The 23,857-nt window shown below is 72.9% G+C and carries 21 protein-coding genes; 13 read left to right on the top strand and 8 right to left on the bottom strand.

Features of this window, described 5'->3' with window-relative positions:
* Positions 1-36: 36 nt before the first annotated feature.
* The gene (locus tag ACQPZ4_RS13325) at positions 37-1,440 is read right to left on the bottom strand and encodes a condensation domain-containing protein (protein WP_433059754.1); all 1,404 of its coding nucleotides are present in this window, start codon (positions 1,438-1,440) and stop codon (positions 37-39) included.
* A 95-nt stretch (positions 1,441-1,535) separates the two neighbouring features.
* Positions 1,536-3,851 carry a putative bifunctional diguanylate cyclase/phosphodiesterase gene (locus ACQPZ4_RS13320; RefSeq protein ID WP_433059751.1) on the bottom strand — a complete coding sequence of 772 codons (2,316 nt, stop codon included), beginning with the start codon at positions 3,849-3,851 and terminating at the stop codon, positions 1,536-1,538.
* Positions 3,852-3,938: 87 nt separating this feature from the next.
* Between ACQPZ4_RS13320 and ACQPZ4_RS13315 the strand changes: the two genes are divergently transcribed.
* A complete protein-coding gene (locus tag ACQPZ4_RS13315) occupies positions 3,939-5,135 on the top strand; it encodes a diguanylate cyclase domain-containing protein (protein WP_433059748.1) in 1,197 nt (398 codons plus the stop codon).
* Positions 5,136-5,142: 7 nt separating this feature from the next.
* Here ACQPZ4_RS13315 and ACQPZ4_RS13310 read toward each other — a convergent pair whose 3' ends face one another.
* The gene (locus tag ACQPZ4_RS13310) at positions 5,143-6,096 is read right to left on the bottom strand and encodes an Lrp/AsnC family transcriptional regulator (RefSeq protein WP_433059745.1); all 954 of its coding nucleotides are present in this window, start codon (positions 6,094-6,096) and stop codon (positions 5,143-5,145) included.
* A gap of 84 nt (positions 6,097-6,180) precedes the next feature.
* On the opposite strand from ACQPZ4_RS13310, the gene ACQPZ4_RS13305 reads away from it, so the two are divergent.
* From ACQPZ4_RS13305 to ACQPZ4_RS13295, 3 genes are read left to right on the top strand one after another with little or no spacing between them, the layout of a single operon-like run.
* Positions 6,181-7,593 (top strand): MFS transporter, encoded by a 1,413-nt coding sequence (locus ACQPZ4_RS13305; RefSeq protein WP_433059742.1) that lies wholly within the window; start codon positions 6,181-6,183, stop codon positions 7,591-7,593.
* A gap of 20 nt (positions 7,594-7,613) precedes the next feature.
* Positions 7,614-8,360 (top strand): MBL fold metallo-hydrolase, encoded by a 747-nt coding sequence (locus tag ACQPZ4_RS13300; RefSeq protein ID WP_433059739.1) that lies wholly within the window; start codon positions 7,614-7,616, stop codon positions 8,358-8,360.
* Entirely contained in the window at positions 8,357-8,956 is a 600-nt protein-coding gene (locus ACQPZ4_RS13295) for a DedA family protein (RefSeq protein WP_433059736.1), read from the top strand. Before ACQPZ4_RS13300 ends, ACQPZ4_RS13295 begins: the two co-directional genes overlap by 4 nt.
* Here ACQPZ4_RS13295 and ACQPZ4_RS13290 read toward each other — a convergent pair.
* From ACQPZ4_RS13290 to ACQPZ4_RS13280, 3 genes are read right to left on the bottom strand one after another with little or no spacing between them, the layout of a single operon-like run.
* Positions 8,946-9,725, bottom strand: a complete 780-nt coding sequence (locus ACQPZ4_RS13290; RefSeq protein ID WP_433059733.1) for a class I SAM-dependent methyltransferase — start codon at positions 9,723-9,725, stop codon at positions 8,946-8,948. The two genes, ACQPZ4_RS13295 and ACQPZ4_RS13290, sit on opposite strands and share 11 nt — an antisense overlap.
* Before the next feature lie 8 nt (positions 9,726-9,733).
* On the bottom strand, positions 9,734-11,791 hold the full coding sequence (locus ACQPZ4_RS13285) for an alkaline phosphatase family protein (protein WP_433059730.1): 2,058 nt from the start codon (positions 11,789-11,791) through the stop codon (positions 9,734-9,736).
* A 42-nt stretch (positions 11,792-11,833) separates the two neighbouring features.
* A complete protein-coding gene (locus ACQPZ4_RS13280) occupies positions 11,834-12,073 on the bottom strand; it encodes a hypothetical protein (protein ID WP_433059727.1) in 240 nt (79 codons plus the stop codon).
* A gap of 59 nt (positions 12,074-12,132) precedes the next feature.
* Here ACQPZ4_RS13280 and ACQPZ4_RS13275 point away from each other — a divergent pair, with 59 nt between their 5' ends.
* The 9 genes from ACQPZ4_RS13275 to ACQPZ4_RS13235 all read left to right on the top strand — a co-directional run bounded on the left by ACQPZ4_RS13275 (position 12,133) and on the right by ACQPZ4_RS13235 (position 22,142).
* Entirely contained in the window at positions 12,133-13,599 is a 1,467-nt protein-coding gene (locus ACQPZ4_RS13275; RefSeq protein ID WP_433059724.1) for a CHAD domain-containing protein, read from the top strand.
* 44 nt (positions 13,600-13,643) lie between these two features.
* Entirely contained in the window at positions 13,644-14,003 is a 360-nt protein-coding gene (locus ACQPZ4_RS13270; RefSeq protein WP_433059721.1) for an effector-associated constant component EACC1, read from the top strand.
* A 16-nt stretch (positions 14,004-14,019) separates the two neighbouring features.
* A complete protein-coding gene (locus ACQPZ4_RS13265) occupies positions 14,020-15,288 on the top strand; it encodes a YqgE/AlgH family protein (protein WP_433059718.1) in 1,269 nt (422 codons plus the stop codon).
* A 2-nt stretch (positions 15,289-15,290) separates the two neighbouring features.
* Positions 15,291-17,297: an SIR2 family protein gene (locus ACQPZ4_RS13260; protein WP_433059715.1), complete on the top strand. Its 2,007-nt coding sequence runs from the start codon at positions 15,291-15,293 to the stop codon at positions 17,295-17,297.
* A 43-nt stretch (positions 17,298-17,340) separates the two neighbouring features.
* Complete coding sequence (locus tag ACQPZ4_RS13255) at positions 17,341-17,682, top strand: hypothetical protein (protein WP_433059712.1); 342 nt, start codon at positions 17,341-17,343, stop codon at positions 17,680-17,682.
* A gap of 17 nt (positions 17,683-17,699) precedes the next feature.
* On the top strand, positions 17,700-18,326 hold the full coding sequence (locus ACQPZ4_RS13250; protein WP_433059709.1) for a hypothetical protein: 627 nt from the start codon (positions 17,700-17,702) through the stop codon (positions 18,324-18,326).
* Between the two features lie 13 nt (positions 18,327-18,339).
* On the top strand, positions 18,340-18,918 hold the full coding sequence (locus ACQPZ4_RS13245; protein ID WP_433059707.1) for an HD domain-containing protein: 579 nt from the start codon (positions 18,340-18,342) through the stop codon (positions 18,916-18,918).
* Between the two features lie 12 nt (positions 18,919-18,930).
* A complete protein-coding gene (locus ACQPZ4_RS13240; protein ID WP_433059704.1) occupies positions 18,931-20,328 on the top strand; it encodes an FAD-binding oxidoreductase in 1,398 nt (465 codons plus the stop codon).
* A gap of 602 nt (positions 20,329-20,930) precedes the next feature.
* A complete protein-coding gene (locus ACQPZ4_RS13235) occupies positions 20,931-22,142 on the top strand; it encodes a condensation domain-containing protein (protein ID WP_433059701.1) in 1,212 nt (403 codons plus the stop codon).
* Here the strand turns inward: ACQPZ4_RS13235 and ACQPZ4_RS13230 are convergent.
* Both ACQPZ4_RS13230 and ACQPZ4_RS13225 read right to left on the bottom strand, forming a co-directional pair.
* A complete protein-coding gene (locus ACQPZ4_RS13230) occupies positions 22,111-23,064 on the bottom strand; it encodes an ATP-binding cassette domain-containing protein (RefSeq protein ID WP_433059698.1) in 954 nt (317 codons plus the stop codon). The genes ACQPZ4_RS13235 and ACQPZ4_RS13230 overlap by 32 nt on opposite strands.
* Before the next feature lie 26 nt (positions 23,065-23,090).
* Positions 23,091-23,846: an ABC transporter permease gene (locus ACQPZ4_RS13225; protein WP_433059695.1), complete on the bottom strand. Its 756-nt coding sequence runs from the start codon at positions 23,844-23,846 to the stop codon at positions 23,091-23,093.
* Positions 23,847-23,857: the final 11 nt, after the last annotated feature.

The raw sequence follows: 23,857 nt of genomic DNA, 5'->3' as shown, positions 1-23,857 counted from the left end.
AGGAGGCAGCGGTTGAGAGCTGGAACGAGGGTGGCGTCAGGGAAGGGCTGGGGTGGTCGGGTCCAAGGCCGCCGCGACGGTGAAGTTCTCCATCTCCTGCAGGAGGCGCAACAGGTCGGCAACCGCGAGGTACGCAGTGTCGAGCTCCGTGGTGATTTGGATGGTGTCGGGGACGTCGTCGATGTTGACCATCAGCTTTTCGTTGAAGTACGGCAGTTCCGTTTCGCGGACTGGGTTTGAGGCCGATTGGGCGGCGGCGAGGATCTCGGACTCCGGCGGGGTGGTCTGGGGCGGGCGGAGGGCCAGGCGGCGCTCGTTGTAGAGGACCTGCAAGTCGATCGGTTCGCCTCGGTCCTTGCCGATGTTGTCGATCAAGGACTGGCGGGTCGACGGGTCGTAGTAGGCGTACTTCGAGGCGCTCATCGACGTCTGGCGGGCTCGCAGCACCGTCTCGGCGGAGGTGATGGTTCTTGGGTCGATGACCACCAGGCCGTTCTGGGCGAACGGGGACACCACCGTGGCCAGGCCCGGGCGGAAGCGGTTGCCGACGATGACCTGCGAGGCGAAGGGGGCGCCGCCCACCACGCGGGTGAAGGCTACGGCGTATGCGGCGAGAAGTACTGGCGCGGTGTCGATGGACAGGAGGGCGGCCAGGCGTTCGCTGGCCAGGTGTAACGCCGGAGACGTCCAGACCACCTGGCGGAAGCGGGGGCCGTCCGGGGCATGGAAACCGGCCGGGAAGCGCTGGGGGTCGATCAACCGGAGCTGGGTGTCCCAGTACCGCATCGCGTGGTCGGTCTGCCGTGTCGCCGCCTCCTGCTGCGCCGCGATCTCCAAGGGCCCCGTCGCGGGCGAAGAGCCGATCGTCGAACGTGACGACAGCTCGCGGATCATCGTGGCCAGACCGGTGACGTCCGTGGCGACATGCGTGACCTCGACCAGGACGTGCGTCACGGGGCCGTCGAGACCCGAGCGGATCACGGCCATGCGGATCGGCCACTCGTTGGTGTAGTCGAAGATCCGCGATTTCCACCCCGCGAACACTTCGTTGGCCAAGGACTCCGCGGCCGGAGACACCGCCACCGCCGAAGCCGCTGCCGGGACAAGCGACGAGGTCCTCGTCGAGGAACGCACGGTTCCCGAGGACGAAGGCGCCGTATGGACCTCAAGGTACGCCGTGCCCGCGGCGAACGTCTCCTGGGAGTAGGTGCCGTCCGGGTGGTAGCGCAGCAAGGTTCGCATCGCCGGGTAGCGGGTCATGAAGAAGCGCAGCTCTTCGACGAAATCGTCTACCCCGCGGCCGTCGTGGACCGGGACCACGCCGCCCATGCTCATTGACGTGTTCAGTTCTCGCATGGCCTGGAAGACCTGTTGCTGGCCCCACGTCAGGTTGCCGGTTCCGGCGCCCGCGCCCTCGAAGGTCACCGTGATGCGTTCCATGAGTGGCGATCGTTCTCGGTACACATAGATGTAGGCAAGAAGACGAATGGCTGAGGAATCGCTACGACCGACCGAGGCAGAGCGTTGATACAGGGCTAGGAGGAGTGGTGCACCGCCAGGCCGGCGAAGGCGGGGGCGGCCGTTCTGACGCGGTCGGCCACGTCCTGGGCGGCCAGCGGGCGGGAGTAGAAGAAGCCCTGGCCGTACCGGTAGCCGAGGCTTCTCAGCATGCGCGCCTGGACCTCCGTTTCGATGCCCTCGGCCACGGTGTCCAGGTCGAGCGCCTGGGCCATCCGGATGACGGCCGTGGCCACCGCCTCCTGCCTCGAGACCGTGGTGATCTCGTCGACGAAGGAGCGGTCGAGCTTGAGGGCCGTCACCGGGCACGTCAGCAGCAGGCCCAGCGAGGAGGCGGCCGTCCCGAAGTCGTCGAGGGCGATGCGGATGGAGCGGTCGCGCAGCTCCTGCAGGGCGGCGATCGCGGCCTCGTCGACCACGGCGGTCTCCGTCACCTCGAGGGTGAGGTGGTGCGCGTCCAGGCCGGCGTCGGCCAGGGCGGACAGGACGTCGGTGACGAAGTCGGGGTCGGTGAGCTGGCGGCCGGCCACGTTGACGGAGACATAGGCGGGGGCGGCGTCGCCCAGGTCTCGCAGCCAGCGGGCCTGCTGGGCGCACGCCTCGCGCATCACGAAGCGGCCCAGCGGGACGACCAGGCCGGTCTGCTCGGCGGCGGGGATGAAGTCGCCCGGCGGGATGGTGCCGAGGTCGGGGTGGCGCCAGCGGACCAGGGCCTCGGTGCCGACGGTGCGGCCGTTGTCGAGGCGGACGATCGGCTGGTACTGCAGGTAGAGCTGGCCCGCGTCGATCGCGTCGCGGAGGCGGGCGCCGAGTTCGGCGTGGGCGACGATGCGGGTCGTCATGCCCGGCACGTACACGAAGTGGCCGCCCTTGCCGCGCTCCTTGGCCGCGTACATGGCCAGGTCGGCGTTGCGCAGGAGGGTGTCCACCGCGTCGCCCGGCACCGAGGTGGCCACGCCGACGCTGGCCCGCACGAGCAGCTCGTGGCCTGAGGCCTGCACCGAGGTGGTGAGCACGTCGCGGATGCGCTCGGCCACGCCGGCGGCGTGCTCGCAGGTCACGTCGTACAGCATCGCCGCGAACTCGTCGCCGCCCAGCCGGGCGACCACGTCCTCGTGGCGGACGGCGCCGCGCAGGCGCTCGGCGACGGTGGTCAGCACGTCGTCGCCGACGGCGTGGCCCAGGGTGTCGTTGATGAGCTTGAAGTCGTCGAGGTCGATGAGGAGCACGGCCGCCGGGTGCGGGTGCTGCAGGGCGGCCCCGAGCAGGTCGGTGAAGTGGTTGCGGTTGACCAGGCCGGTGAGCGCGTCGTGGGTGGCCTGGTGGCGCAGCTGCTGCTCCTGGGCCCGCACCTCGGCCAGCAGGCGCTGGTTGTCGCGCAGGGCGAGGAGCTGGCGGACGCCGACGACGGCGCTGACCGCGATCGCGCCGGTGGCCACGGCGGCGATGTCCTTGTGGTCGGTGTACGCCACGAAGGCCAGCAGCACCAGGGTCGCGCCGACGGCGTAGTAGGGCAGCTTGCTGTACGAGCGGCGGTTGGAACGGTCCTGCCCGGCCGCGGCGGGGCGCCACTGGGCGCGACCGGCGAGCGCGAGCAGCAGGCCCTCGACGACCGTCGGCATCGACTGCAGGCCGCTGAGCCGCGGGAAGCCGGCGAGCAGCGCGGACAGCGCGGAGCCCACGCCGCCGGCCACGAGGACCGCGGCGAGCCAGGCCATGGAGCGGCGGCTGACGGTCCCGCTGCCCAGCATCACCACCTTCAGCACGGCCACGAGCGTCAGCAGGCACGCCGTCCCGACCAGCGCCAGCCCGACGACCAGGAGGACCTGGCCGTCGCGCTCGGCGAGCGGGCGCAGCGCGAGGTGCCACAGGAACAGGGCCGTGGTGACGAGCACGGTCAGGCCGTCGAGGCCGAGGCGGCCCCACTCGGCCCGGGTGCGGGCGCGCACCGGCAGGCGCAACAGGGAGTACAAGACGATGAAGATGCTCAGGACGAGCACCGGTGCGGCAATCTGGGTGAGCCGCTCCGCCTGCGGGCCGTCGGGGCTCACGCGGGCCGGGGTGATGATCGCGGTCCCGGCGGTGACGAGCACGGCGGCGACGGCGAAGCGGTGCCAGAACCGGCGGGCGCTCCCGGCGAGGCCGGGCACCTCGCCGGCCAGCCAGATCACGCCGGCCGACAGGCCGAGGCTGAGCGGGCCGACCACCCAGAGGATCTGTTTGGGCAGCGGTACCCCGAGCGCGTACAGCGTCGCCCAGGTCGCCGTGGCCAGCAGGCACGCGACGATCCCGTGAAGCAGGCGTCGCGTCGCCGTCCGCGCGGTATTGTGCACGGTCTCTCATCGGCAAGCGCGGGGAAAACGTTAGCGGCAAGCGCCCGGCGTGCCGATAAGCCCGGTGTGGAACTCAACGGCCGGTTGGTGACGTGGGTGTCGCTGCTGGCCGTGGGCGCGTTCGACGCGGTGCTCCTGGCGACCTGGGGCAATCGGCACGACCCGCACGGCTGGGCCGTCCCGATCGTCGCGCTGCTGCTCAACGGCGTGGTGCTGGCGCGGCAGGCGGTGTCGCTGCGCTCGCACGCGCTGCTCGTCAAGCGGCTGGACCGCACGCTCGGCGCGCTGCGCAAGGGCATGGTCCGCGACCAGATCCTGGCCGACATCGGCACCGGGCTGCTCACCGCGGGCGACGTCAACGCCGTGCACGACCTCGCCGTCGAGGGCGCCGCCGCGCTGCTGGTCGACACGCCGGACGCGCTGGCCGTCCTGCTCGTGGCCGACGTCGACGAGCTGGTGGTGACGGCCGCGGCCGGGACGGACCTGGACGGGACGGACACCGGGCTGGTCGGCCGGCGGGTCGCCCCGCCGACCCAGCTGCGCGCGCTCATGCAGGCCGGGGAGGTCCTCGGGGTCGGCTCGATCGCCGAGCTCGGGGTGCCGGGGGTGGTGTCGCCGCGCACGGCGCTGGTCCTGCCGCTGGTCGTCAACGGCCGGTTCTTCGGCGTCCTCGTCGTCACTTCCGAGCGCACCCTGCACGCCGACCTGCGCCGGGCCCTGGAGACGCTGCGCACCCAGGTCGCGCTGGCCCTGGACGGGGCGGCGCTGACCGCCGAGCTGACCGTGCGCGCCCTGCACGACCCGCTCACCGGCCTGGCCAACCGGGTGCTCATCGGCGAGCGGCTGGTGCAGGCCCTGGCCCGGGCGCGGCGCACCGGCCGGCACGTCGGCGTGCTGCTGCTGGACCTCAACGGCTTCAAGCCGGTCAACGACACCCTCGGCCACGAGGCGGGCGACGAGCTGCTGCGCGCGGTCGCGGGCCGGCTCACCCACTGCGTGCGGCTCGAGGACACCGTCGGGCGGCTGGGCGGCGACGAGTTCGTGGTGGTCGCCGAGGACCTGCCGGACCTCTACGCGGCGGTGCGGATCGCCGAGCGGGTGGTCGAGGCCATCAACCGGCCGATCATGGTCAACGGGCACGAGCTGCCGGCCAGCGCCAGCGTGGGGGTCGCGCTGTCCAACGAGGCCTCACTGCCCGACGAGCTGCTGCGGCAGGCGGACAGCGCGATGTACACCGCGAAACGCAGCAAATCCGGCTCGTACCACATCCACACCACGGCGTGAGCGAACCTCAGAGCACCGCCGCGACCTGCTTGACGTGGCGCAGGGCGGGCACCGACTCCAGCCGCTCGACGCCGGGCAACGGGCCGATGCGGTCGGTGACGTACGTGTACAACTCGGCCATGTCGTGACAGATGATGGTCGCCATCAGGTTCGTCTCGCCCGTCGTCGCCGCGACGAACACGACCTCCTCGTGCCGGGCCAGCTCCTGCCCCACCGCGGCCAGGTGCGCCGGGGCGACGGTCAGCCACAGCAGGAACCGCGCCCGGTAGCCCAGCAGCGCCGGCTCCACCTCGACGTCGAAGAAGATCGCCCCGGTGGCGCGGAGGTTGTCGAGGCGCCGCCGCACCGTCGACTCGGACCAGCCCAAGGCCGCCGCGAGCTGCGGAAACCCCAGCCGGCCGTCCCGGTTGAGGGCGGCCAGCAGCGGCCGGTCCTCATCGTCCAGGACCGCCGCGGCACCCGGGTCCGGCGCCGGATACCGCAACTGCAGGACCTGCTCCGGCGAGAGCACGGTCACCCGGGCCTCGCCCCCGACCGGACCGCCCGCGAAGTGGTGCATCAGGCAGTGCGCGCGCACCGACACCAGCCGCGGCGTGCGTGGCAGCTTCTGCAGGAGCAGCTGCTCGCGGTCGGCGGTGCCCGGATTCTGTACCACGCACGTGACCTCCGTGCCGCCCGAGCCCAGCGTGACCCACGTGGTGTCGGGCCGCCGGGCCAGCGCGTCGGCGATCGCACCCGCGCTGTCCGGCGTCGTGGTCAGCCGGATCATCCACATGTCGTAGCCGAGCCGGACCCCGTCGGGCAGGGCGGCCACCCGCAGCCCGCCGTCGCGCAGCCGCCGGTACCGCCGCGCCACCGTCTGGTCGGAGACGCCCAGCACCTCGGCGAGCGCGCTGAACGCCACCCGCCCGTCCAGCCGCAGCGCGTCGATGATCCCCCGGTCGAGCGTGTCGACTTCCACCAGCAGAAGGTATCGCGCGTCGGAATCCGCCGCGAGGAGCAACCTGGCTACCAAAGAACCGGCGGACGCCGCAGATTCGACCGCATGCGTAAATGGTCTGCCCTGACTGCCGTGTCCATCGGCACGTTCATGTTGCTCGTCGACGTCACGATCGTGACCGTCGCCCTGCCCGCCATCTCCCGCGACTTCGGGACCTCGCTCGGCGGCCTGCAGTGGGTCCTGGACGGCTACGCCCTCGCCCTCGCCGCGGTCCTGCTCGCCTCCGGTGCGCTCGCCGACGGGCACGGGCGCAAGAAGGTGTACCTGGCCGGGACCGTCGTCTTCGCCGCCGCCTCGCTGGTGTGCGCCGTCGCCCCCAACGCGGGCCTGCTCATCGCGGCCCGGTTCCTGCAGGGCCTCGGCGGCGCGGCGATGCTCGCCACCACCGTGGCCATCCTCAGCGTCGCCTACACCGGCCGGGACCGGGGTGTGGCCTTCGGGATCTGGGGGGCCGTCAACGGCGCCGCCGCCGCGGCCGGCCCGATCGCCGGCGGCCTGCTCACCGAGCACTTCGGCTGGCGCTGGATCTTCCTGGTCAACCTCCCCGTCAGCCTGCTGGCCCTGTGGTTCACGGTCCGGGGCGTGACGGAGTCGCACGGCCGGGCGAGCGAAAACCACAAGCTCGACCTCGCCGGCACCGTCACGTTCACCCTCAGCGCCGCCGCCGTCACGTTCGCCCTGATCCGCGGGGGCGACGCCGGGTGGGCCGCGCCGAGCACCCTGGCCGCCTTCGCCGTCAGCGCCGCGGCCCTCGTCGCGTTCATCGTCGTCGAGCGGCGCACCGACCACCCGATGCTCGACCTGCACCTGTTCGCGAAGCCGTCCTTCAGCGCGCTCATGGTCGCGGCGGTACTGGCCCAGGCCTCCGCCTTCGCCTACCTCCCGTTCACCACGGTGTGGCTGCAGCAGTTCCTCGGCAAGGGCCCGGTCGACGCCGGCCTGCTCGGGGCCCTGCCGATGAGCGCCGCCTCGTTCGTCGGCGGCGCGTTCGCCGGCCGGTTCCTGCAGCGGGTCGCCCCGCGCTGGACCATCGGCATCGGCCTGCTGCTCATCGGGGCCGGCGCGCTCATGCAGGCCCGGCTCACCCCCGAGTCGACCGGCAAGGCGCTCATCCCGGGCCTGATCGTGGTCGGGCTGGGCGTGGCCGCGGTCCTGCCGACGATGGCCTCGGCCGCCCTGGCCGCCGTCCCGCACGAGCGCAGCGGCATGGCCGGCGGCGCGGTGAACACGTTCCGCCAGCTCGGCTTCGCCCTCGGCGTGGCGGTGTTCGGCTCGGTCTTCGCCCACCGCCTGGAGGGCCGGCACGCCCCGACCGACGCGGTCAACCACGTGGTCGCCATCGCCGGGTTCGTCGCCCTGGCCGCCGCGGTGCTGGTGCTGCTCGTGGTGCGCACGGGCCGGCCCGCCTGGGAGGCCCCGAAGCCGGCCGCCGAGCCCGCCGTCAGCGAAACGGTGTAGCCCCTGCTCATAATGTCTGCATGGACGTCACCTGGTGGGGACACGCGACCGTGGCCATCCGCGAGCGCGGGGTCACGATCCTGACCGATCCGGTGCTGCGCGACCGGCTCGCGCACCTGCACCGGCGGCGGGGGCCGCGCCCGCGGCTCGACCGGGCCCCGGACGCGGTCGTCGTGTCCCACCTGCACGCCGACCACTGCGACCTGCCGTCCCTGCGGCCGCTGCCGCCGGCCACGAAGCTGATCGTGCCGCGCGGGGCGGCCGCGTTCCTGCGCTCCAAGCTCGGCGAGCGGGACTTCGTCGAGCTCCGGGCCGGCGAGGAGACCAAGGTCGGGGACGTGACCGTGCGGGCGACGCCGGCCGCGCACGACGGCGGGCGCACCCCGAAGTCGAAGATCCGCGCGGTGGCCCTCGGCTACGTGGTCACCGGCGACAGCTCGGCCTGGTTCGGCGGTGACACGGGGCTGTTCGACGAGATGAAGGAGATCGGTCCGGTGGATCTGGCTCTGGTACCGGTCTGGGGCTGGGGCTGGACGCTCGGCCCCGGTCACCTCGACCCGGGCCGCGCGGCCGAGGCCATGCGGCTGGTCGAGCCGGCGCAGGCGGTGCCGATCCACTGGGGCACGCTGTGGCCGATCGGCTGCGGGCGGGTGCGGCCCGACCGGTTCCATCGGCCCGGCGACGAGTTCAAGGAGTTCACCAGCACCGCCGCGCCGCAGACCGACGTGCGCGTGCTCGCGCCCGGCGAGAGCCTGACCGTTTCGTGATCGTCACACTCGGGGGGCTCGTCGCCGCGGTGGCGATCATGTTCGGGATCGTCGCCGTCGGCTCGACGGTGCCGGTGCTGCCGACCGGGGCCGCGGTCAGCGCGACCGCGGTGGTGGCCGCGCACTACAGCCCCCTCGCGGTGCCGGTGGTGATCGCGGCCGGCGGGCTCGGGGCGTACGTCGGCGACGCGGTCACGTTCGCCATCTGCCGGGCCGGCGGCGAGGCGCTGACCCGGCGGCTGAAGCTGCTGCGCCAGCCGTGGAAGCTCGCCGAGACGGTGCGCGAGCGGCTGCACCGCCGGCCGGTGACCGCGCTGCTGGTGTCCCGGCTGGTGCCCGGCGGGCGGATCCCGGTGCTGCTGGCGGCGGCGATCGTGGGGCTGTCGTGGCGTACGTTCATCGTCTCGAACGTCGCCGCCTGCCTGCTGTGGTCGGCCACGTACTCCGCGATCGGCCTGCTCAGCCGCAACGTCTTCCCGCAGCCGTGGCAGGGCGTGGTCTGCGCGATCGTCATCGTGCTGGCGGCCGGCCAGATCGCCGGGTGGGTGGAGAAGCGCCGGCAGCGCTCGCAGCGCGACGTCGAGGTTACGCAGTAGCCTCGATGTAGATCGTTTCGTCGTTGCGCAGCACCTGGTCCAGGTCGGCGACGTCCGGGAGCGCGCCCTCGCGGTAGGCCCGCACCGCGATCCCGTCCTCGGCGAACCCGGCGGACGTGAGCGCGTACGTGAGCTCCTCGCGGTCGTAGAGCCAGCGGTGCCCGTACACGTAGAACAGCTGGTTGAACATGAACGCGCCGCGGGCCGGCATCGCGGGTGCGACTCCGGTGAGGGCGCGGTTCATCCGGCGCCGGTGCTTGCCGAAGAAGCCGTCCTCGTTGACGTAGGCCTGGGCGTACACCCGCAGATCCGGCGTGGTGATCCGCAGCAGGCCGCCGGGGCGCAGGATCCGCTTGACCTCGGTCAGCCAGGCGATGCCGGCCTTGAGGGTGACGTGCTCGATGAGGTGCTCGGCGTAGACCCAGTCGGCGGTGTCGTCGGCGACCGGCAGCGCGCCGGTGATGTCCATCTCCATGAAGTACGCGGCGTCGTCCACCCGGTACACCTGGCCGGACTCGGTCCGGGTGCCGTCGGCCGCCGTCAGCGACACGAGGTCGGTGCCCAGCGCCCGCGGGTGGTTGGTCTTGAACGCGGCGAACTCGATGCCGGTCAGCCCGAGCCGGTCGAGGTGCGAGCGGTCGAGGACGTCGGCGGTGAGCTCCGGTGCGAGTTTCTCGACCCGGGCCAGGTCCTCGGTGAACGAGTCGACCGTGACCGCCAGCTCCTGCGGGTCTTCCCAATTCCAGGGCCGTAAGGCGTCCTCAGACATGCAGCGATCTAAACACCTCGAACTCTGGCGGACAAGGGAAGATCCTTCTCGCGCGGCTCGGGCACGGGCGCCGGGGTGCGCAGCCCGAGCTCGTCGAGCCAGGCCACCAGCTGTTCGTGCACGGCGACCGGGCCGCGCAGCTCGATCGGGGCGGCCGGCCACTCGGCCGGGTGCACCAGGATCGCCTCGGTCTGCCAGCCGCCGATGCCGCCGTGCGAGCCGACCAGCTCCTCGAACGCGGCCACCTCGTCGGTGCCGGGGTCGACCCGGCTCACCACGACCAGGTCGCCGACGTGCGCCATGGCCTGGTGGGCGAGCAGGTCGGCGGCGGCGGACGGGCCGTAGGGCAGCAGCGGGTCGTCGCCCTCGACGCGCCCGCCGTCGAGGTGGTGGCGCCCCGCCGGGCCGATCGCCACCGGGCCCTCCGGCGTGCCGACGACCACCAGGCCGATGCCGGGGTGCTTGGCCAGGCCGTCGACCAGCCCGGGGCGCAGCGCCTCCACCTCGGCCAGGGTGGCGCGGCCGGCCACGTCGGTGACGTACAGCATGGCCAGGTTCCCGGACGCGATCGTCACCACCTCGCCGCGCGGGCCGTCGGTGACCGGCCCGCACGAGCGCGTCTGGTGCGACACCCCGGCCAGCAGGGTGTTGGCCCGGCCCCACTCCTCGTCGTTCGGGCCGTGGGCGGCGGCCTCGACGCCGTTGCCGGCGAGGTCGGCGACGAGGCGTTCGAGGGTCACGCCGTACCGTTGGCTGAACGTCGCCCCTTGGCTCTGCCCGTGGTCGGACAGCACGACGATCTGGTAGTCGCGGCCGGCCACCCGGGCGAGTTTCGCGAGCGTGCCGAGCACCCGGTCGAGGCCCTCGAGGGTCTGCAGGGCCTCCGGGCGCAGCGGGCCGGCGTGGTGGGCGACCTCGTCGTAGTCCACGAAGTCGCAGTAGATGACGGGGGCGCCGCGGCTCATCTGCTCGGCGATGAGCGAGACGTTGAGGTCGCGCAGCAGCACGTTGGTCACCGCGCGCAGGGCGACGTAGGCGGCGGTGCGCGGCACCCGCGGGTACACGTTGCGGAACCGCTGCCGGCGGGCCTGCTGCACCTCCTTGAGCATCTCCCCGACCGAGAGCACCAGCGCCCGCGCGAAGCCGTACGGGCTGGCCACGAACGCGAGGTAGCCGCGCGCCGAGCGGCCGGGCAGGGCGGCGTTGCTGAAGGTGAGCAGGCTGGTCGGGGCGTCGCCGGAGAAGACGTTGCTGATGCTGACCCCGCCGTCGGCGAGCAGGCCGCGGCCGTCGGAGATGCGGGCCTCGACGTCGGCGGCGTCGCGCGGGCGGTTGGTGACGACGAGCCGGGCGCCGTCCTTCTCGTACCAGCGGAACGCCGGGATCTGGGTGAAGTCGCCGTGCATGATCCCGGCCTGGCTGGCCGGGGTGGTGGCCGGCATGCCGGTGTGCCAGGCGCGCATGGCGTGCGTGCCGGTGCGCACCCACTTGCCGAGGTTGGGCAGGTTGCCGGCCTTGACCGCCCAGGACAGCAGCGGGGCGGAGAGCCCGTCGAGCTGCACGATGAGCACGCCCGGCTCGGTGGCCGGGATGCCCCGATGGCGGCGGGCCATCTGGCGCAGCGCCTGGCCGAGGAAGACGTCCTCGGAGCCGGCGTCGGCCAGCCAGTTGATCAGGGCGGTGAGCGCGGCCGCGAGCCAGCTGGCGATCCAGGCGTCGGCGAACGAGCCGACGCTGACCCCGTCGGCCAGGCGCAGCGCGGTGAACATGACGACGGCCTGGATGATCACGCCGACCGCGAGGACGCCGACCCCGCCGACGAGCACCGCGACGCCGAGCAGGACCAGCCGCATGACGGTGCCGATCACGGCGAGCAGCACGGTGAGCTCGACCAGGGCCCACGGACCGCCGCTGGCCGTCACGCCCGGTAGCGCCCAGAACACGACGGCGAGGACGACGAAGCTCGTCACGCCCGAACGCAACAGCGACTTGGCCCACGCGACCGTCAGCCGCCAGTCGCGCAGCAGCCGGATCGCGAAGCGTATCCGCCTACCGACGACCCCCACGGTGCAAGATTACGGCCGCCCCGAGACCGGCCGCACCCGGCATCACACCGCGGTGGGGCTCAGCACCTGGGTCGAGCTGGGCACGGGGGTGGCTCTGAGCGCCGCCGTGGGGCTCAGCACCGCTTCGACCGACGCCACGTACCGCTCGGAGCTGCGCAGGGTCTGTTCGGCCGCCGCCCAGCGCTCGCCGGGGTGGACGGGACGGGGCGCGGCGAGGACGTGCCGGAGCGCGGTCATCTCGGCGAGGTGAGCGTCGAGCAACGAGAGCAGGTCGTAGTGCACCCCTCGTTTATCTCACGTTCATGTTCGCGTAGGAGCCGGTTCACTGGGAGAATGGAGCGATGGCCGGAAAGCTGGAAATTGAACGCAAGTACGAGCTGCCGGACGGCTTCGCCCTGCCCGACCTGACCGGGGTCGGCGGGGTCACCGCCGTCGGAGAACCGGACGATCAGCGGCTCGACGCCGTCTACTACGACACCGCGGGGCTGCACCTGGCGCGGGGCCGGGTCACGCTGCGCCGCCGCACCGGGGGCAACGACGCCGGGTGGCACCTCAAGCGCCCGGCCGGCGGCGACCGCAGCGAGCTGCAGGTGCCGGCCGGCAACCGGCAGAAGAACCCGCCCCGGGCCGTGGTCGACCAGGTCCGCGCGCTCACCCGCGGGGCCGAGCTCTCCCCCGTCGCCCGCATCCGCACCCACCGCGTCGAGCGGGCGCTGCGGGCGGCGGACGGCAGCACCGTCGCGCTGCTCGCCGACGACACGGTCAGCACCGAGTCGCTGCGCAACGGCGGCGGCGAGTGGCACGAGCTGGAGATCGAGCTCGTCGACGGCGACACCGCCGCCCTGCAGCGCCTCGACGCCGCCCTGCGCAAGGCCGGCGCCCGCCCGGCCAAGAGCCCCTCGAAGCTCGCCCAGGCCCTCGGCCCCGACTACCCGGCCCCCTCCGGTGTGCAGCTGCGCGGCTCCAAGTCCCGCCAGGCCCTGGCCGCCTACGTCGCCGCCCAGCGCGACGCGCTCGTCGAGCACGACCCCCACGTGCGCGAGGGCGACGCCGAGGCGGTGCACAAGATGCGCGTGGCGACCCGCCGGCTGCGCTCCACGCTGCGCTCGTTCCGGTCGCTGCTCGACGGCGATCTGGACCGCCTGCACGACGAGATCAAGTGGGTCACCGGCCTGCTCGGCGACGTGCGCGACACCGACGTGATGGGCGAGCGGCTGGCCCACCTGGTGCACGAGGAGCCCGACGAGCTGGTCCTCGGCCCGGTCGCCGCGCGGATCACCTCGCTGCTGGCCGCGAGGGCCGCCGAGGCCCGCCGGGCGCTGGTCGCGGGGTTGGACAGCGAGCGGTACACGACCCTGCTCGACGACATCGACGCGCTGGTGGCCCGCACCGCCACCCCGCAGGACGTGCCCCGCAAGCGGCTCATGGCCCGGGCCCGCAAGGCGCTGCGCCGCGCCGACCGCCGGATCGCCGCGGCCGGCACCGACATCGAGCAGCACGAGGCGCGCAAGGCCTACAAGCGCGCCCGGTACGCGGCCGAGCTGGTCGTCCCGATCGCCGGCGGCGCGGCCACCAGGCTCGCCGACCGGGTCACCGACCTGCAGGACGCGCTCGGCAACCACCAGGACGCCCTGGTGACCGGCGAGCTGCTCAAGCAGTACGCGATCACGGCGTTCGGGGCGGGCGAGAACGCGTTCACCTACGGGCTGCTGCACGCGCGCGTCGACGAGCACGGCCGCCGCTCGCTGGAGGACGTGCCCAAGGCCCGGCGCAAGGTCCGGAAGGCGGCGCGAGCCCTCTACGGGTGAGGCTCGGGTGACATCGGGTTGCAGGGTTCGATACTGTTCGAAGTGTGCAGTTGACGATCCACCTCGAGCCCTCCGGGGACGGCGGCCCGCAGCCCGATGTCGACGAGCTGCTGAACCTGCAGCGCTGGCTGGTCGGCGAGCCCGGCATCGTGCAGTCCGAGATCGGCCTGTCGACCGCCACCCGCCCCGGTGAGCTGTCCGGCGCCGTCGAGATCATCAGCCTGGTGCTCGGCACCGGGCTGTCGGTCGGGCAGCTGCTGCTCGCGGTGTCCAACTGGCGCCGGACCCGGCCCGCGGCGCCGGCGATCATCCTGACCCGCACCGACCCCGACGGGCGCTCGGTGCGCATCGAGTCGTCCGACCCGTCGGCCGTCGCCGCCGCGGCCCGGGCCCTCGACGGCTGAGGCCGGACGGGCATCGGTGGCGGAACTGGCGGACCCGCGCGCGTCGCGGGCGGTGCTCGTGGGCGGGGCGCGGTATGGGTCGCTGCCCGAGGTGCCGGCGATCACCCGGAACCTCAACGGGCTCGCCGGGGTGCTGCAGGACCCCGACCTGTGGGGCCTCGCGCCCGAGCACTGCACGGTGCTGCACGACCCCGACGACGCCCGCGAGGTGTCCCGCGTCCTGCGCCGGGCGGCCGAGGAGACCGGCGCCGAGGGGATGCTCGTCGTCTACTTCGCGGGGCACGGGCTGGTCGACCCGGTCGACGGCTCCTTGGTGCTGGGGCTTCGGGACACCGATCCGGCGGTACCGTATGAGGCCGGTCTGCCCTTCGAGCTCATCCGGCGGGCCGTGGCGGGCAGCCGGGCCCGGCGCCGCCTCGTGATCCTGGACTGCTGCTATGCCGGGCGCGCCACCGGCCACCTCGCCGCCGGGGAGTCGGGCACCCAGGCCGTCGCCGACCAGGCCGGCACCGACGACACCTGCCTGCTCGTCTCCGCACCGCGCAACCGCGTCGCCCAGGCCCCGCCCGGCGAGCCCTACACCGCGTTCACCGGCGAGCTGCTGCGCGTGCTGCGCGGCGGGCTGCCGGACCGGCCCGCGGTGCTCGACGTGCGCACCGTGTGGCGGGAGGTCACCCTGCGGCTGCGCGAGCGCGGCTTCGAGCTGCCGGAGCTGCGCTCGGCCGGCGACGAGCTGCCGCTGATCCACAACGCGGCCCGCCACCACCGCGACATGGTCGGGCGGATCGTGGTCGCCACCGCCGCCGTCGAGGACCGCGACCTGCGCCAGGCCGCGGTGCTGATCCTGCGGCACGACCGGAGCCGGGGCGCCGTCGGCGTGCGGATCAACCGGCCCACCACCGACCCGCTGCCGGCCGACATCCCGCCGGGCTGGCGGCGGCTGCTGACCACGCCGGCCGTGCTCTTCGACGCCGGGCCGCTGAGCCGGTACGAGGGCTTCATCGCCGTCGCCCGCCTGCGCCCCGACGTCGAGCCGCCGCTGCGGTGGCGCCCGGTGCGCGACCGGATGGGCGTGATCGCGCTGTCCGCCGACCCCCAGCCGCTCGCCCCGGTGATCGCCGGGATGCGGCTGTTCTCCGGCTACCTCGGCTGGGGCCCCGAGCAGCTGGAGGCCGACATCGACGGGGGCCTGCTGCTGCCCAGCGACGCCGACGTGCGCGAGGCGCTGTCCAGCCGCCCGCGCGACCTGTGGACGACCCTGCACGCCCGGGCCGCGGGAGAGTGAGCATGGAGCTGAGGCTGATCGACGAGGTCGTGACCGCGATCCGGCACGGCGGCACGGTCACCCTGATCCTCGGCGCCGGAATGACGATGCCCGCCGTGCCGGGGCTCGCCGAGCTCGTGGAGCTGGCCGACCGCTACGCCGCCGGGCTGGGTGACGACGGCGAGCTCACCCAGGCGCTGCGCCAGGCCCGCGCCGGGCTCGACCCGCACGCGCTGCCGATCGAGCTGTACCTCGCGTACCGCCGCGTCTTCACCGCCCGCCGCTCCCCCGGCGAGTTCGACGTGGTGGCCCAGCAGGCCGTGCTGGCCGGCTACCGGGCGCCCGACCTGAACTCCTCGCCGCTGGCCACCCACGGCATCTGGCAGCGCGTCGACCTGCGCCTCGGCGAGCGGGTCGAGAACAGCCTGGACTGGTGGGAGGTCCCGGCCGGCGTCCGCGCGGTCGGGCGGCTGCTGGCCGGGCGGCCCGACGAGTTCGGCAACAGCATCCTCACCACGAACTTCGACCCGCTGTTCGAGGTCGCGGTGCGCCAGACCGGCCGGCAGGCGCTCAGCGTCCCGGTCGCCCCGAACGGCCGCCCCGACCGCCGCCCCGAGGGCGAGGGCGCGGTGCAGGTCTTCCACCTCCACGGCTTCTGGCGGCCGGTCAGCGAGGAGGTCCGCTCCCCGCTGCTGCACGACCCGGCGCCCGACGCCACCGCGACCGAGGCGCACGCGCGGGCCCTCGCCGAGCTGGTCACGGGCGATGTGGTGCTCGTCGTGGGGTACAGCGGCTGGGACGACGTCGTCACCGGAGCGCTGCGCGCCGTGGCCGCCTCCCGGCCGGTCCGGGTGCTGTGGGCGCTGCACGACGCGGCCCCGCTGCGGCTGCCCGACCGCCTCGCCGGGCTGGTCGAGTTCTTCACCGACGTGCACGGCGACGACCTCTTCACGGGCCTCGCCGACCGGCTCGAGGTGCCGCCCGCCCGCCCGCGCGTGGACCCCCGCCGCCGGGTGCGGCACCTCGAATGGGAGCGCGAGCTGTTCTCCCAGCCCGGCAACACGGCCCCGGAGGCGGTACTCCCGCTGCTCCGCCAGCTCGAACGCCGGTACGGCTGGGGCGTGGACTGGACCGCCGAGCCGCAGCGCCCCCGGCTGCTCTTCTGGCCGGTCCGGCTGCGGGCCCGGGCCTCGCTGATCAACGCCGTCCAGGCGCTGACGGCCGCCGCCCTGAGCGCCCGTGGCGTGCGGGTCGCGGTCTGCCTCGACGACTTCGGCGTGACCGACCGCGAGGCGACCGCCGCCGCCTTCGCCGCCGACCTCACCCGCTGGATGCGCCGCGTCGACCCGGCCGCGGCCCCGGAGGTGGCCTCGCTGCAGGACTACGTGGCCGCGGCGCCGGTGTCGCTGCAGCGCCCGACCGACCCGTGGTCCGTGGCCCGGGTCTTCTACGGCGAGCGGAACCCGTCGCTCTACAGCGTGCTGGCCGCGATCAAGGTGGTGCCGCACCTGGCCCTGCACGACCTGGAGCGCAACGCCGGGGCGATCGTGCAGACCCTGCTGAGCAAGGACGCGAACCGGCTGCTGACGCCGCTGACCACCTGGGCCTACCTCCATCACCTGCTGGAGACCGAGCCGGCGGCGGAGGTGATGGCCTACGCGGGCAGCGACGAGCGGCTGCTGTGGGAGCAGTTCCGCGAGCATTTCGGGCTCGGCGGGACGTTGCTGTACAACCCGTACATCAAGCACCTGACGAACGAGTCGCGGATGGTGCGCTGGACCTCGCCGGTGGAGCTGCGGGCCTACCTGACCTCGACCCGGGACCTGCCGGGGTGGGGTGAGGAGGGCGGGTACGTGCACTGGCTGGTGCAGAACGCCTTCCTGCTGCCGCGCTACCTGACCGGCGAGGCGTTCCCCGAGGCCGGCGGGTACCACCTGGACTCCTGGTCGGCGTTCGCGGCCGCCCTGGACGCCGGCGTGCCCGTACTCGATCTGCTCGCTTCGGACATCTCGGACTTCTACCTCGGCTGAGACAGGCTCGCTGGGCTGGCGGATTGCAGGTAGCGTTTGTGGCATGACCGTGGGGGTCCTGTCGGCGAGCGGGATTGATCGCTGCGTCTCGTTACTGGGCGAGGAGCTGACCGCGTACATCGCGGGCGCCGCCTCGGTGAGTGAGTTCCACCGCTGGCGCGGCGACCGGCGGCGGTGGGCGGAGTTCTCGGCCCGCCTGCAGAGCGCCGTGGAGGTGGCGGACACCTTCGCGCGCGCCAACCGGCTCGGCACCGCGGCCGGCTGGCTGCGCGAGGTCGGCGCGGCGGGCATCGCGGGGCGCTCCCCGGCGCGGCTGCTGCGCGAGGCGACGGGTGACACCCTGAAGCGTGTGATCGTGGCGGCGGAGCGTTTCACGAAGCGCTGACGCGTACGCTGTTCCCTGTGCTGCTCTTGGAGCACCAGGACATCGGCGGACTCCTGGACCGCCTGGTCGCCGACGTACGCGCGGGCCGGTTACCGGCGGGCGCGCCCTACCGGCACGTCAACGGCTTCACGAAGATCGTCGCCGCGGAGCACCCCGACGGTTCGCGCCTCACGCTGCACTACTGGCCGGCCGCCCGCTCGCAGCCCGAGCACGTGTCCCGGCCCCACGATCACCGGTTTCCGTTCAGCTCGGTCCTGCTGGGCGGGCGGCAGCACTTCGTCGAGCTGGCCGAGACGCCCTCGCCCGATCCCTGGCGGCGCTTCGCCTACCGCCCCTACCTGGGCGGACGGATCGCGCACGTGGGGTACACGGGAAGCATCGGCCTGGCGCCCTTTCGCACCGTTTCGCGGGAGCCGTTGCGGGGCCTCTACGAGACGACCTCGGACGTCGTGCATCAGGCCGTGACGGACCGGACCGAGGCCTGCGCCACGCTGGTGTTGCGGGGCCCGCGCGAGAAACGGCAGTCGCGGGTGTACTACCGGCGGGACGAACCCTCCCCGCGCGGCGGTATCCAGCTCGGCCGGCGGCTCGCCCAGGACGAGGTCCTGCGCCAGCTGGCGGACGTCGTCGCCATGATCTCGTAGCGGACGGCCGGCCGTGCTGTCCCCGCGGTTCGAGGAGGCGCTGGCCTACGCCGCCCGCCGGCACGGCGCGCAGGTACGGCACAACACCGGCACGCCGTACGTGTCGCACCTGCTCGCCACGTGCGCGATCGTGCTCGAGGAGGGCGGCGGCGAGACGGCCGCGATCGGGGCGCTGCTGCACGACGTGCTGGAGGACCAGCCGACGGGGCGGGGCGCGCTGCGGGAGGCGTTCGGCGACGATGTGTACCGAATCGTCCACGACTGCACCGACGCCGACGCCACCGAGCGGCGCGGGCTGACCTGGTGGGAGCGCAAGCGCGAGCACCTGGGCCGGATGAGCACCGAGGCGGGCGCCGAGTCGCTGCTGGTCATCGCGGCCGACAAGGTGTGCAGCCTGCAGTCCCTTGTGGACGATCTGCACCGGTTTGGGCCGGCCTTATTCGACCGGAGCGCACGTACCGCCGCCGAGCTGCTGTGGAACTACCGCGAGGTGCTCGCGATCCTGGAGGGCAGGCTCGGCGAGCGGCCGGTCGTGGTCCGGCTGCGGCGGCTGGTGACGGAGTTCGCGGTTGCCGTCGATGCGCACCGATGACAAGATCGGCGCGTGCGCCTGGACCTCACGCCCCTCGGGGGCTTCGCCGGTGAGCTGCTCACGCCCTACGACCCCGCGTACGAGGGGGCCCGCGTCCTGTTCAACACCCGGGTCCGCACCCGGCCGGCGCTGATCGCCCGCTGCGCCGACGCGCAGGATGTCGCCGCCGCGATCAAGTTCGCGCGGGACGAGAACCTCCCGATCGCCGTGCGCGGGGGCGGGCATCACGCCAGCGGGCTGTCCCTTGTGGAGGGTGGCGTCGTCGTCGACGTGCACGGGCTCGGGCAGATCGATTTCGACCCCGAGGCGCGGACGGTCACGGTCGGGCCCGGCGTCGGGTGGCGCGAGCTCGACCGGGTCACCTACGCCAACCACGCCTTCGAGCAGGACGGCATCCAGTACGGGCTGGCCGGGCCGGGCGGCGAGTGCCCGACCGTCAGCAACGCGGGGTACACCCTGGGTGGCGGCTACGGGCCGCTCGGGCGCACCTTCGGGCTCGGGCTCGACCACCTGCTCGAGGTCGAGCTGGTCAACGCCGAGGGCGAGACGCTCGTCGCCAACGAGCAGGAGCACGCCGACCTGTTCTGGGCGCTGCGCGGCGCCGGCGGGGCCGGGTTCGGGGTGGTGACGAGCCTGAAGTACCGGCTCAACCCGCTGCCGAAGACCGTGTTCGGCGGCTGGGCGGCCTGGCCGATCAGCCGGGCCAAGGAGGTCTTCGCGGCCTACCGGGACATGTACGCCGACCGTTCCGATGAGCGGCTCGCGCTGTGCCTGCTGCTGACCACCGAGCCGTACCCGGAGGGCGAGCCGGTCGTCGCGCTGTACGGGCTGTACGTCGGCGAGGCCGCCGAGGGCGCCGCCGCCGTCGAGCAGGCGATCGGCGGGCTGGGCGAGCCGTCGTTCGGGGGGTTCGGCGAGACCGGCTACCTCGACCTGATGACGGTCATGGGCGAGGAGATCGTGTACGGGCTGCAGTCCAAGTGGCTCGGCGGGTACTTCAGCGAGCAGGGCTTCGCCGAGGCCGCCTTCGACGTGCTCGTCGAGGGCTTCCGGCGGGCGCCGTCGGGGTTCTCGATGGTCCGCTTCGACCTGCTCGCCGGCGGCGCGATCGCCCGCGTCCCGGCCGGCGCCACGGCCTTCGTGCACCGGGACAGCCTGCACTACGTCTCCGCGATCGCGCAGTGGCAGGGCGACGAGGAGACGGACGCGAACGTCGCCTGGATCGACGACTTCCACGAGGCGCTGCGCCCGCACCTGAACGGCGAGGTGTACCAGAACTACGCCGACCGCGACCTGCAGGACTGGCCGACGGCGTACTACGGGGCCAACTACGCACGGCTGCAGCAGGTCAAGGCCGCCTACGACCCGCAGGACGTGTTCCACCACCCGCAGTCCATCCGCCTCCCGTAAGGCCCGCACACTATCCACAGTGGACTGCGGTTCGACAGTTAACTGAAAAAGCCGAGGTTGACACCCCTGGCGGGGCCGGACGAATGTTAAGGGCAACGGCCCGGCAGCCGGGCGCGTCCGACCTCAGGGTTGGGCGCGGTTCGGACCGGCCGCCGGCCGGAAAGCCGTGCAGACACAGCGGTCCCGCGCTCCCTCGAGCGGCGACCCCGTAGACGGGCGGTCCCACCATGGGACCGCCCGTCCGGCTTTTCTCCCGGCGAACCCCGTGGCGAAGGGTCCTCGATAGGGTGAACCGGCATATGTCCGTTTGGACCCGTATGACCGCGCGGCCGGAATGGAAAAGTGCAGTTGATTAGCCATCAGCAATCGATATCCGCCTATTCGGATATGTCCATGTTGACGGCGATCGGCCACCATTCGGCAGCGATTGACATGTGTCGCTAGCTGGGACGATGCTGGGTGGACTGCCGCGAAGAAAGGAAGGTGATCCCCATGTCGAACATCTCCAGCCGCAAGAACATCTCCAGCCGGAACATCTCGAGCTGACCTCGGCTGCGGGCGGCCCGAAAACCGGGCCGCCCGTGCGCAAGAAAGGGCCCGGCATGACATATCCCGCGACCGTCGGTCAGCTCTCGGTCTGGCGCGATCTGGAGAAGATCCCCCGCGAGCGGCACTGGGAGGCGAACCTGCAGTTCGTCTGGGACCTCCCGGAGGGCACCACCGACGAGCAGGTCCGGGCCGCGATCGAAGGGCTCGCCGCCCGGCACGGTTCCCTGCGCACCCGCTATGTCGTGGACGACCAGGGCCTCCCCCGCCAGTGGATCACCGACGAGACCGGGCAGATCTGCCAGGGCCGCGACGACCGCCCGGAAGCCCAGGAGCGGGAACAGCGCCAGGTCATCGACGTCACGGAGCACCTGCCCTGGCGCGCACTCATCGTGCGGAACCAGCTCGTCGTCACCATTCACCACATGGCCGCCGACGGGGTGGCCGCGCTCATCATGCGCGAGGACTTCCTGCGCCTGCTCGCCGGCGAGGACCTGCCGCCGGCGCGCGGGCCGCTCGAGCTGGCGCTGGAACAGCAGAGCCGGGACAACCCGCGGCTGCGCAACGCCGAGCGGCACTGGAGACGCACCCTCGCCGCCGCGCCCCGCGCCGGCGAACACGAACGAGACTCCGAGCGGCTCGGAGCGATGCTGCGCACCGGGATCCCGATGCCGCAGGCGCACGAGCTGGCCGCCGCGGCGGGAGCGAGCCTGTCCAGCGTGCTGCTCGCCGTGTACCACCGGGCACTCTGCGCGGTCACCGGCGAGACCGTGCACCTGCTGTACTCGATGTCGAACAACCGGTACGACGACGAGCAGGCGGGCATCGTGACCAGCCTCAACCAGTGGGTCCCGCTCCTGCTCGACGCCGGCACGTCGAACCCGGGCGCGCCGTTGGCCACGGTCGCCGAGAAGGTGCACTGGCGCCATTTCAGTGCCCTCAAGCACGGGGTGTACTCCCCCGACGCCGCCGCGGCCGCCCGTGCGGAGCAGCCCGGCGCCGATGCGGGGTACCACTACAACCCGATGCTGACCCCGCCGGGCTTCCCGTCCGGCGACCGGCCGGTGCCGTCCACTGTGGAGGTCTACCCGTCGCCGCGGGCGAGCGGGCCCGGCTTCTACGTCATCGCGCGCGGGCTCACGTCGCTGGAGTTCGAGCTGCGGGTGAGCCGCCCCGGGTGGGACGGCTCCCGCGTGCGCGCGTTCGCGGACCACGTGCTCGGCGAGCTGCACGCGCTCAGTCCCGCAGCGACCGCCCGGTCTTCGTGAGGAACACGTCGTCGAGGGTCGGGCGGTGCAGCTCGATCGTGGTGAGCGCGACGCCGCCCCCCTCCAGGGCCCGCATGATCTGCGGGATCGCGGTGTCGCCGGACTCGACGGTGAGCCGCACCTCCTCGTCGCCGCGGACCTCGACGTCGCGGGCGAGCGCCAGGCCCTTGAGGACCGTGGCCGCCTCCTCCGCGGGCGAGGAGAGGCCGAGGGTCACCACGTCGCCGGAGATCTCGCGCTTGAGCTCGTCCGGGGTGCCCTCGGCGACGATCTCGCCGTGGTCGATGATGGCGATCCGGTCGCACAGGGCGTCGGCCTCGTCGAGGTAGTGCGTGGTGATGAAGACGGTCATCCCCTCCTCGCGCAGCCGGCGGACCTCGTCCCACATGTGCGCGCGGCTCTGCGGGTCGAGGCCGGTGGTCGGCTCGTCGAGGAACAGCACCTGCGGGCGGTGGATGACGCCGAGCGCGATGTCGAGCCGGCGGCGCTGCCCGCCGGAGTACGTCTTGCACTTGCGGTCCGCGAACTCGCCCAGCTCGAACGCGGCGACGACCTCCTCGGCGCGCTGGGCGGCCTCGGTGCGGCCCATGCCGTACATGCGGGCCTGGAGGATCAGCTCCTCGCGCGCGGTGACGTCGTCGGAGGTGCCGCCGCCCTGCGCGACGAAGCCGATCGCGCGGCGGACCGCCGCCTGCTCGGAGCGCAGGTTGGCGCCGGCGATGGTGGCCTCGCCGTCGTCGGGCGGGATGAGGGTGGCGAGCATCCGCAGCGTCGTGGTCTTGCCGGCGCCGTTGGGGCCGAGGAAGCCGAAGATCTCGCCCTGGGCCACGTCCAGGTCGATCCCCTTGACCGCCTCGACCTCGGTGGTCTGCCGCTTCGCCTTGGTCTTGTAGGACTTCTTGAGTCCCTTGGTCTTGATCATTGCAGTCTCCCGGGAGGCAGAGCGAACTACTTGACCGAGCGGGCGAAGAGGCTGGCCGACCACGTGACGGCGACGACGACGAGCGCGCCGCAGAACACGATCGAGCCCCACACGTGGGTGTCGCCGGGGTGGCCGGCGTACAGGGCCCGCATGCCGGTGACGGCCCAGTTGAACGGGTTGTAGTCGGCGATCGTGCGCAGCCACAGCGGCGCGAGCGCGAGCGGCAGCAGGGTGCCGGACAGCAGCATCAGCGGCTGGGCCACGTTGTTGATGACCTGGCCGAGGACGTTGGGGTTGTTCACCTTGATGGCGATGCCGTAGGAGATGGCGGCCGCGGCGAGGCTGATCAGGGCCAGGATCGCGTAGCCGAGCAGGATGTTGCCGAGGTTCAGGATGAGCCCGAACGGCAGCGACAGCACGGTGATGATGAGCGACTGGACCAGCACCGTGACGACGTCGCGCAGCGCCCGGCCCAGCAGCAGCGCGACCCGGCTGACGGTGGTGACCCGGGAGCGCTCGATGACGCCGTTGGCGAGGTCGCCGAGCAGGCCGAAGCCGACGTACAGGCCGCCGCCGATCGCGAGGGCGACGAGCATGCCGGGCACGTAGACGCGGTAGGCGTCCAGCATCGTGGCGGAGCCCAGGGCCGGCTTGAGCAGCGGGGCGAACAGCACGAGGAACACCACCGGCTGCGCGATGCCGAGGAAGATCCACAGCGGCGAGCGGACCATGAGCAGGATGTGGCGCTGGAAGATGAGCCAGGTGTCGCGCAGGACTTTCACGGGTTACCGCC

The sequence above is a fragment of the Dactylosporangium sp. CS-033363 genome (genome assembly GCF_050942475.1).
In the GTDB taxonomy this organism is placed as follows: Bacteria; Actinomycetota; Actinomycetes; order Mycobacteriales; family Micromonosporaceae; genus Dactylosporangium.
The sequence above is the reverse complement of the archived record's forward strand: the minus strand, read 5'-3'. Positions and strand labels throughout refer to the sequence as shown.

Bases quoted from the DNA above. Each gene is read 5' to 3' on its own strand.
- ACQPZ4_RS13305 (WP_433059742.1), top strand. From the start codon at position 6,181: ATGCGTAAATGGTCTGCCCTGACTGCCGTGTCCATCGGCACGTTCATG.
- ACQPZ4_RS13235 (WP_433059701.1), top strand. From the start codon at position 20,931: ATGACATATCCCGCGACCGTCGGTCAGCTCTCGGTCTGGCGCGATCTG.
- ACQPZ4_RS13290 (WP_433059733.1), bottom strand. From the start codon at position 9,725: ATGTCTGAGGACGCCTTACGGCCCTGGAATTGGGAAGACCCGCAGGAG.
- ACQPZ4_RS13230 (WP_433059698.1), bottom strand. From the start codon at position 23,064: ATGATCAAGACCAAGGGACTCAAGAAGTCCTACAAGACCAAGGCGAAG.
- ACQPZ4_RS13300 (WP_433059739.1), top strand. From the start codon at position 7,614: ATGGACGTCACCTGGTGGGGACACGCGACCGTGGCCATCCGCGAGCGC.
- ACQPZ4_RS13255 (WP_433059712.1), top strand. From the start codon at position 17,341: ATGACCGTGGGGGTCCTGTCGGCGAGCGGGATTGATCGCTGCGTCTCG.
- ACQPZ4_RS13325 (WP_433059754.1), bottom strand. From the start codon at position 1,440: ATGGAACGCATCACGGTGACCTTCGAGGGCGCGGGCGCCGGAACCGGC.
- ACQPZ4_RS13260 (WP_433059715.1), top strand. From the start codon at position 15,291: ATGGAGCTGAGGCTGATCGACGAGGTCGTGACCGCGATCCGGCACGGC.
- ACQPZ4_RS13275 (WP_433059724.1), top strand. From the start codon at position 12,133: ATGGCCGGAAAGCTGGAAATTGAACGCAAGTACGAGCTGCCGGACGGC.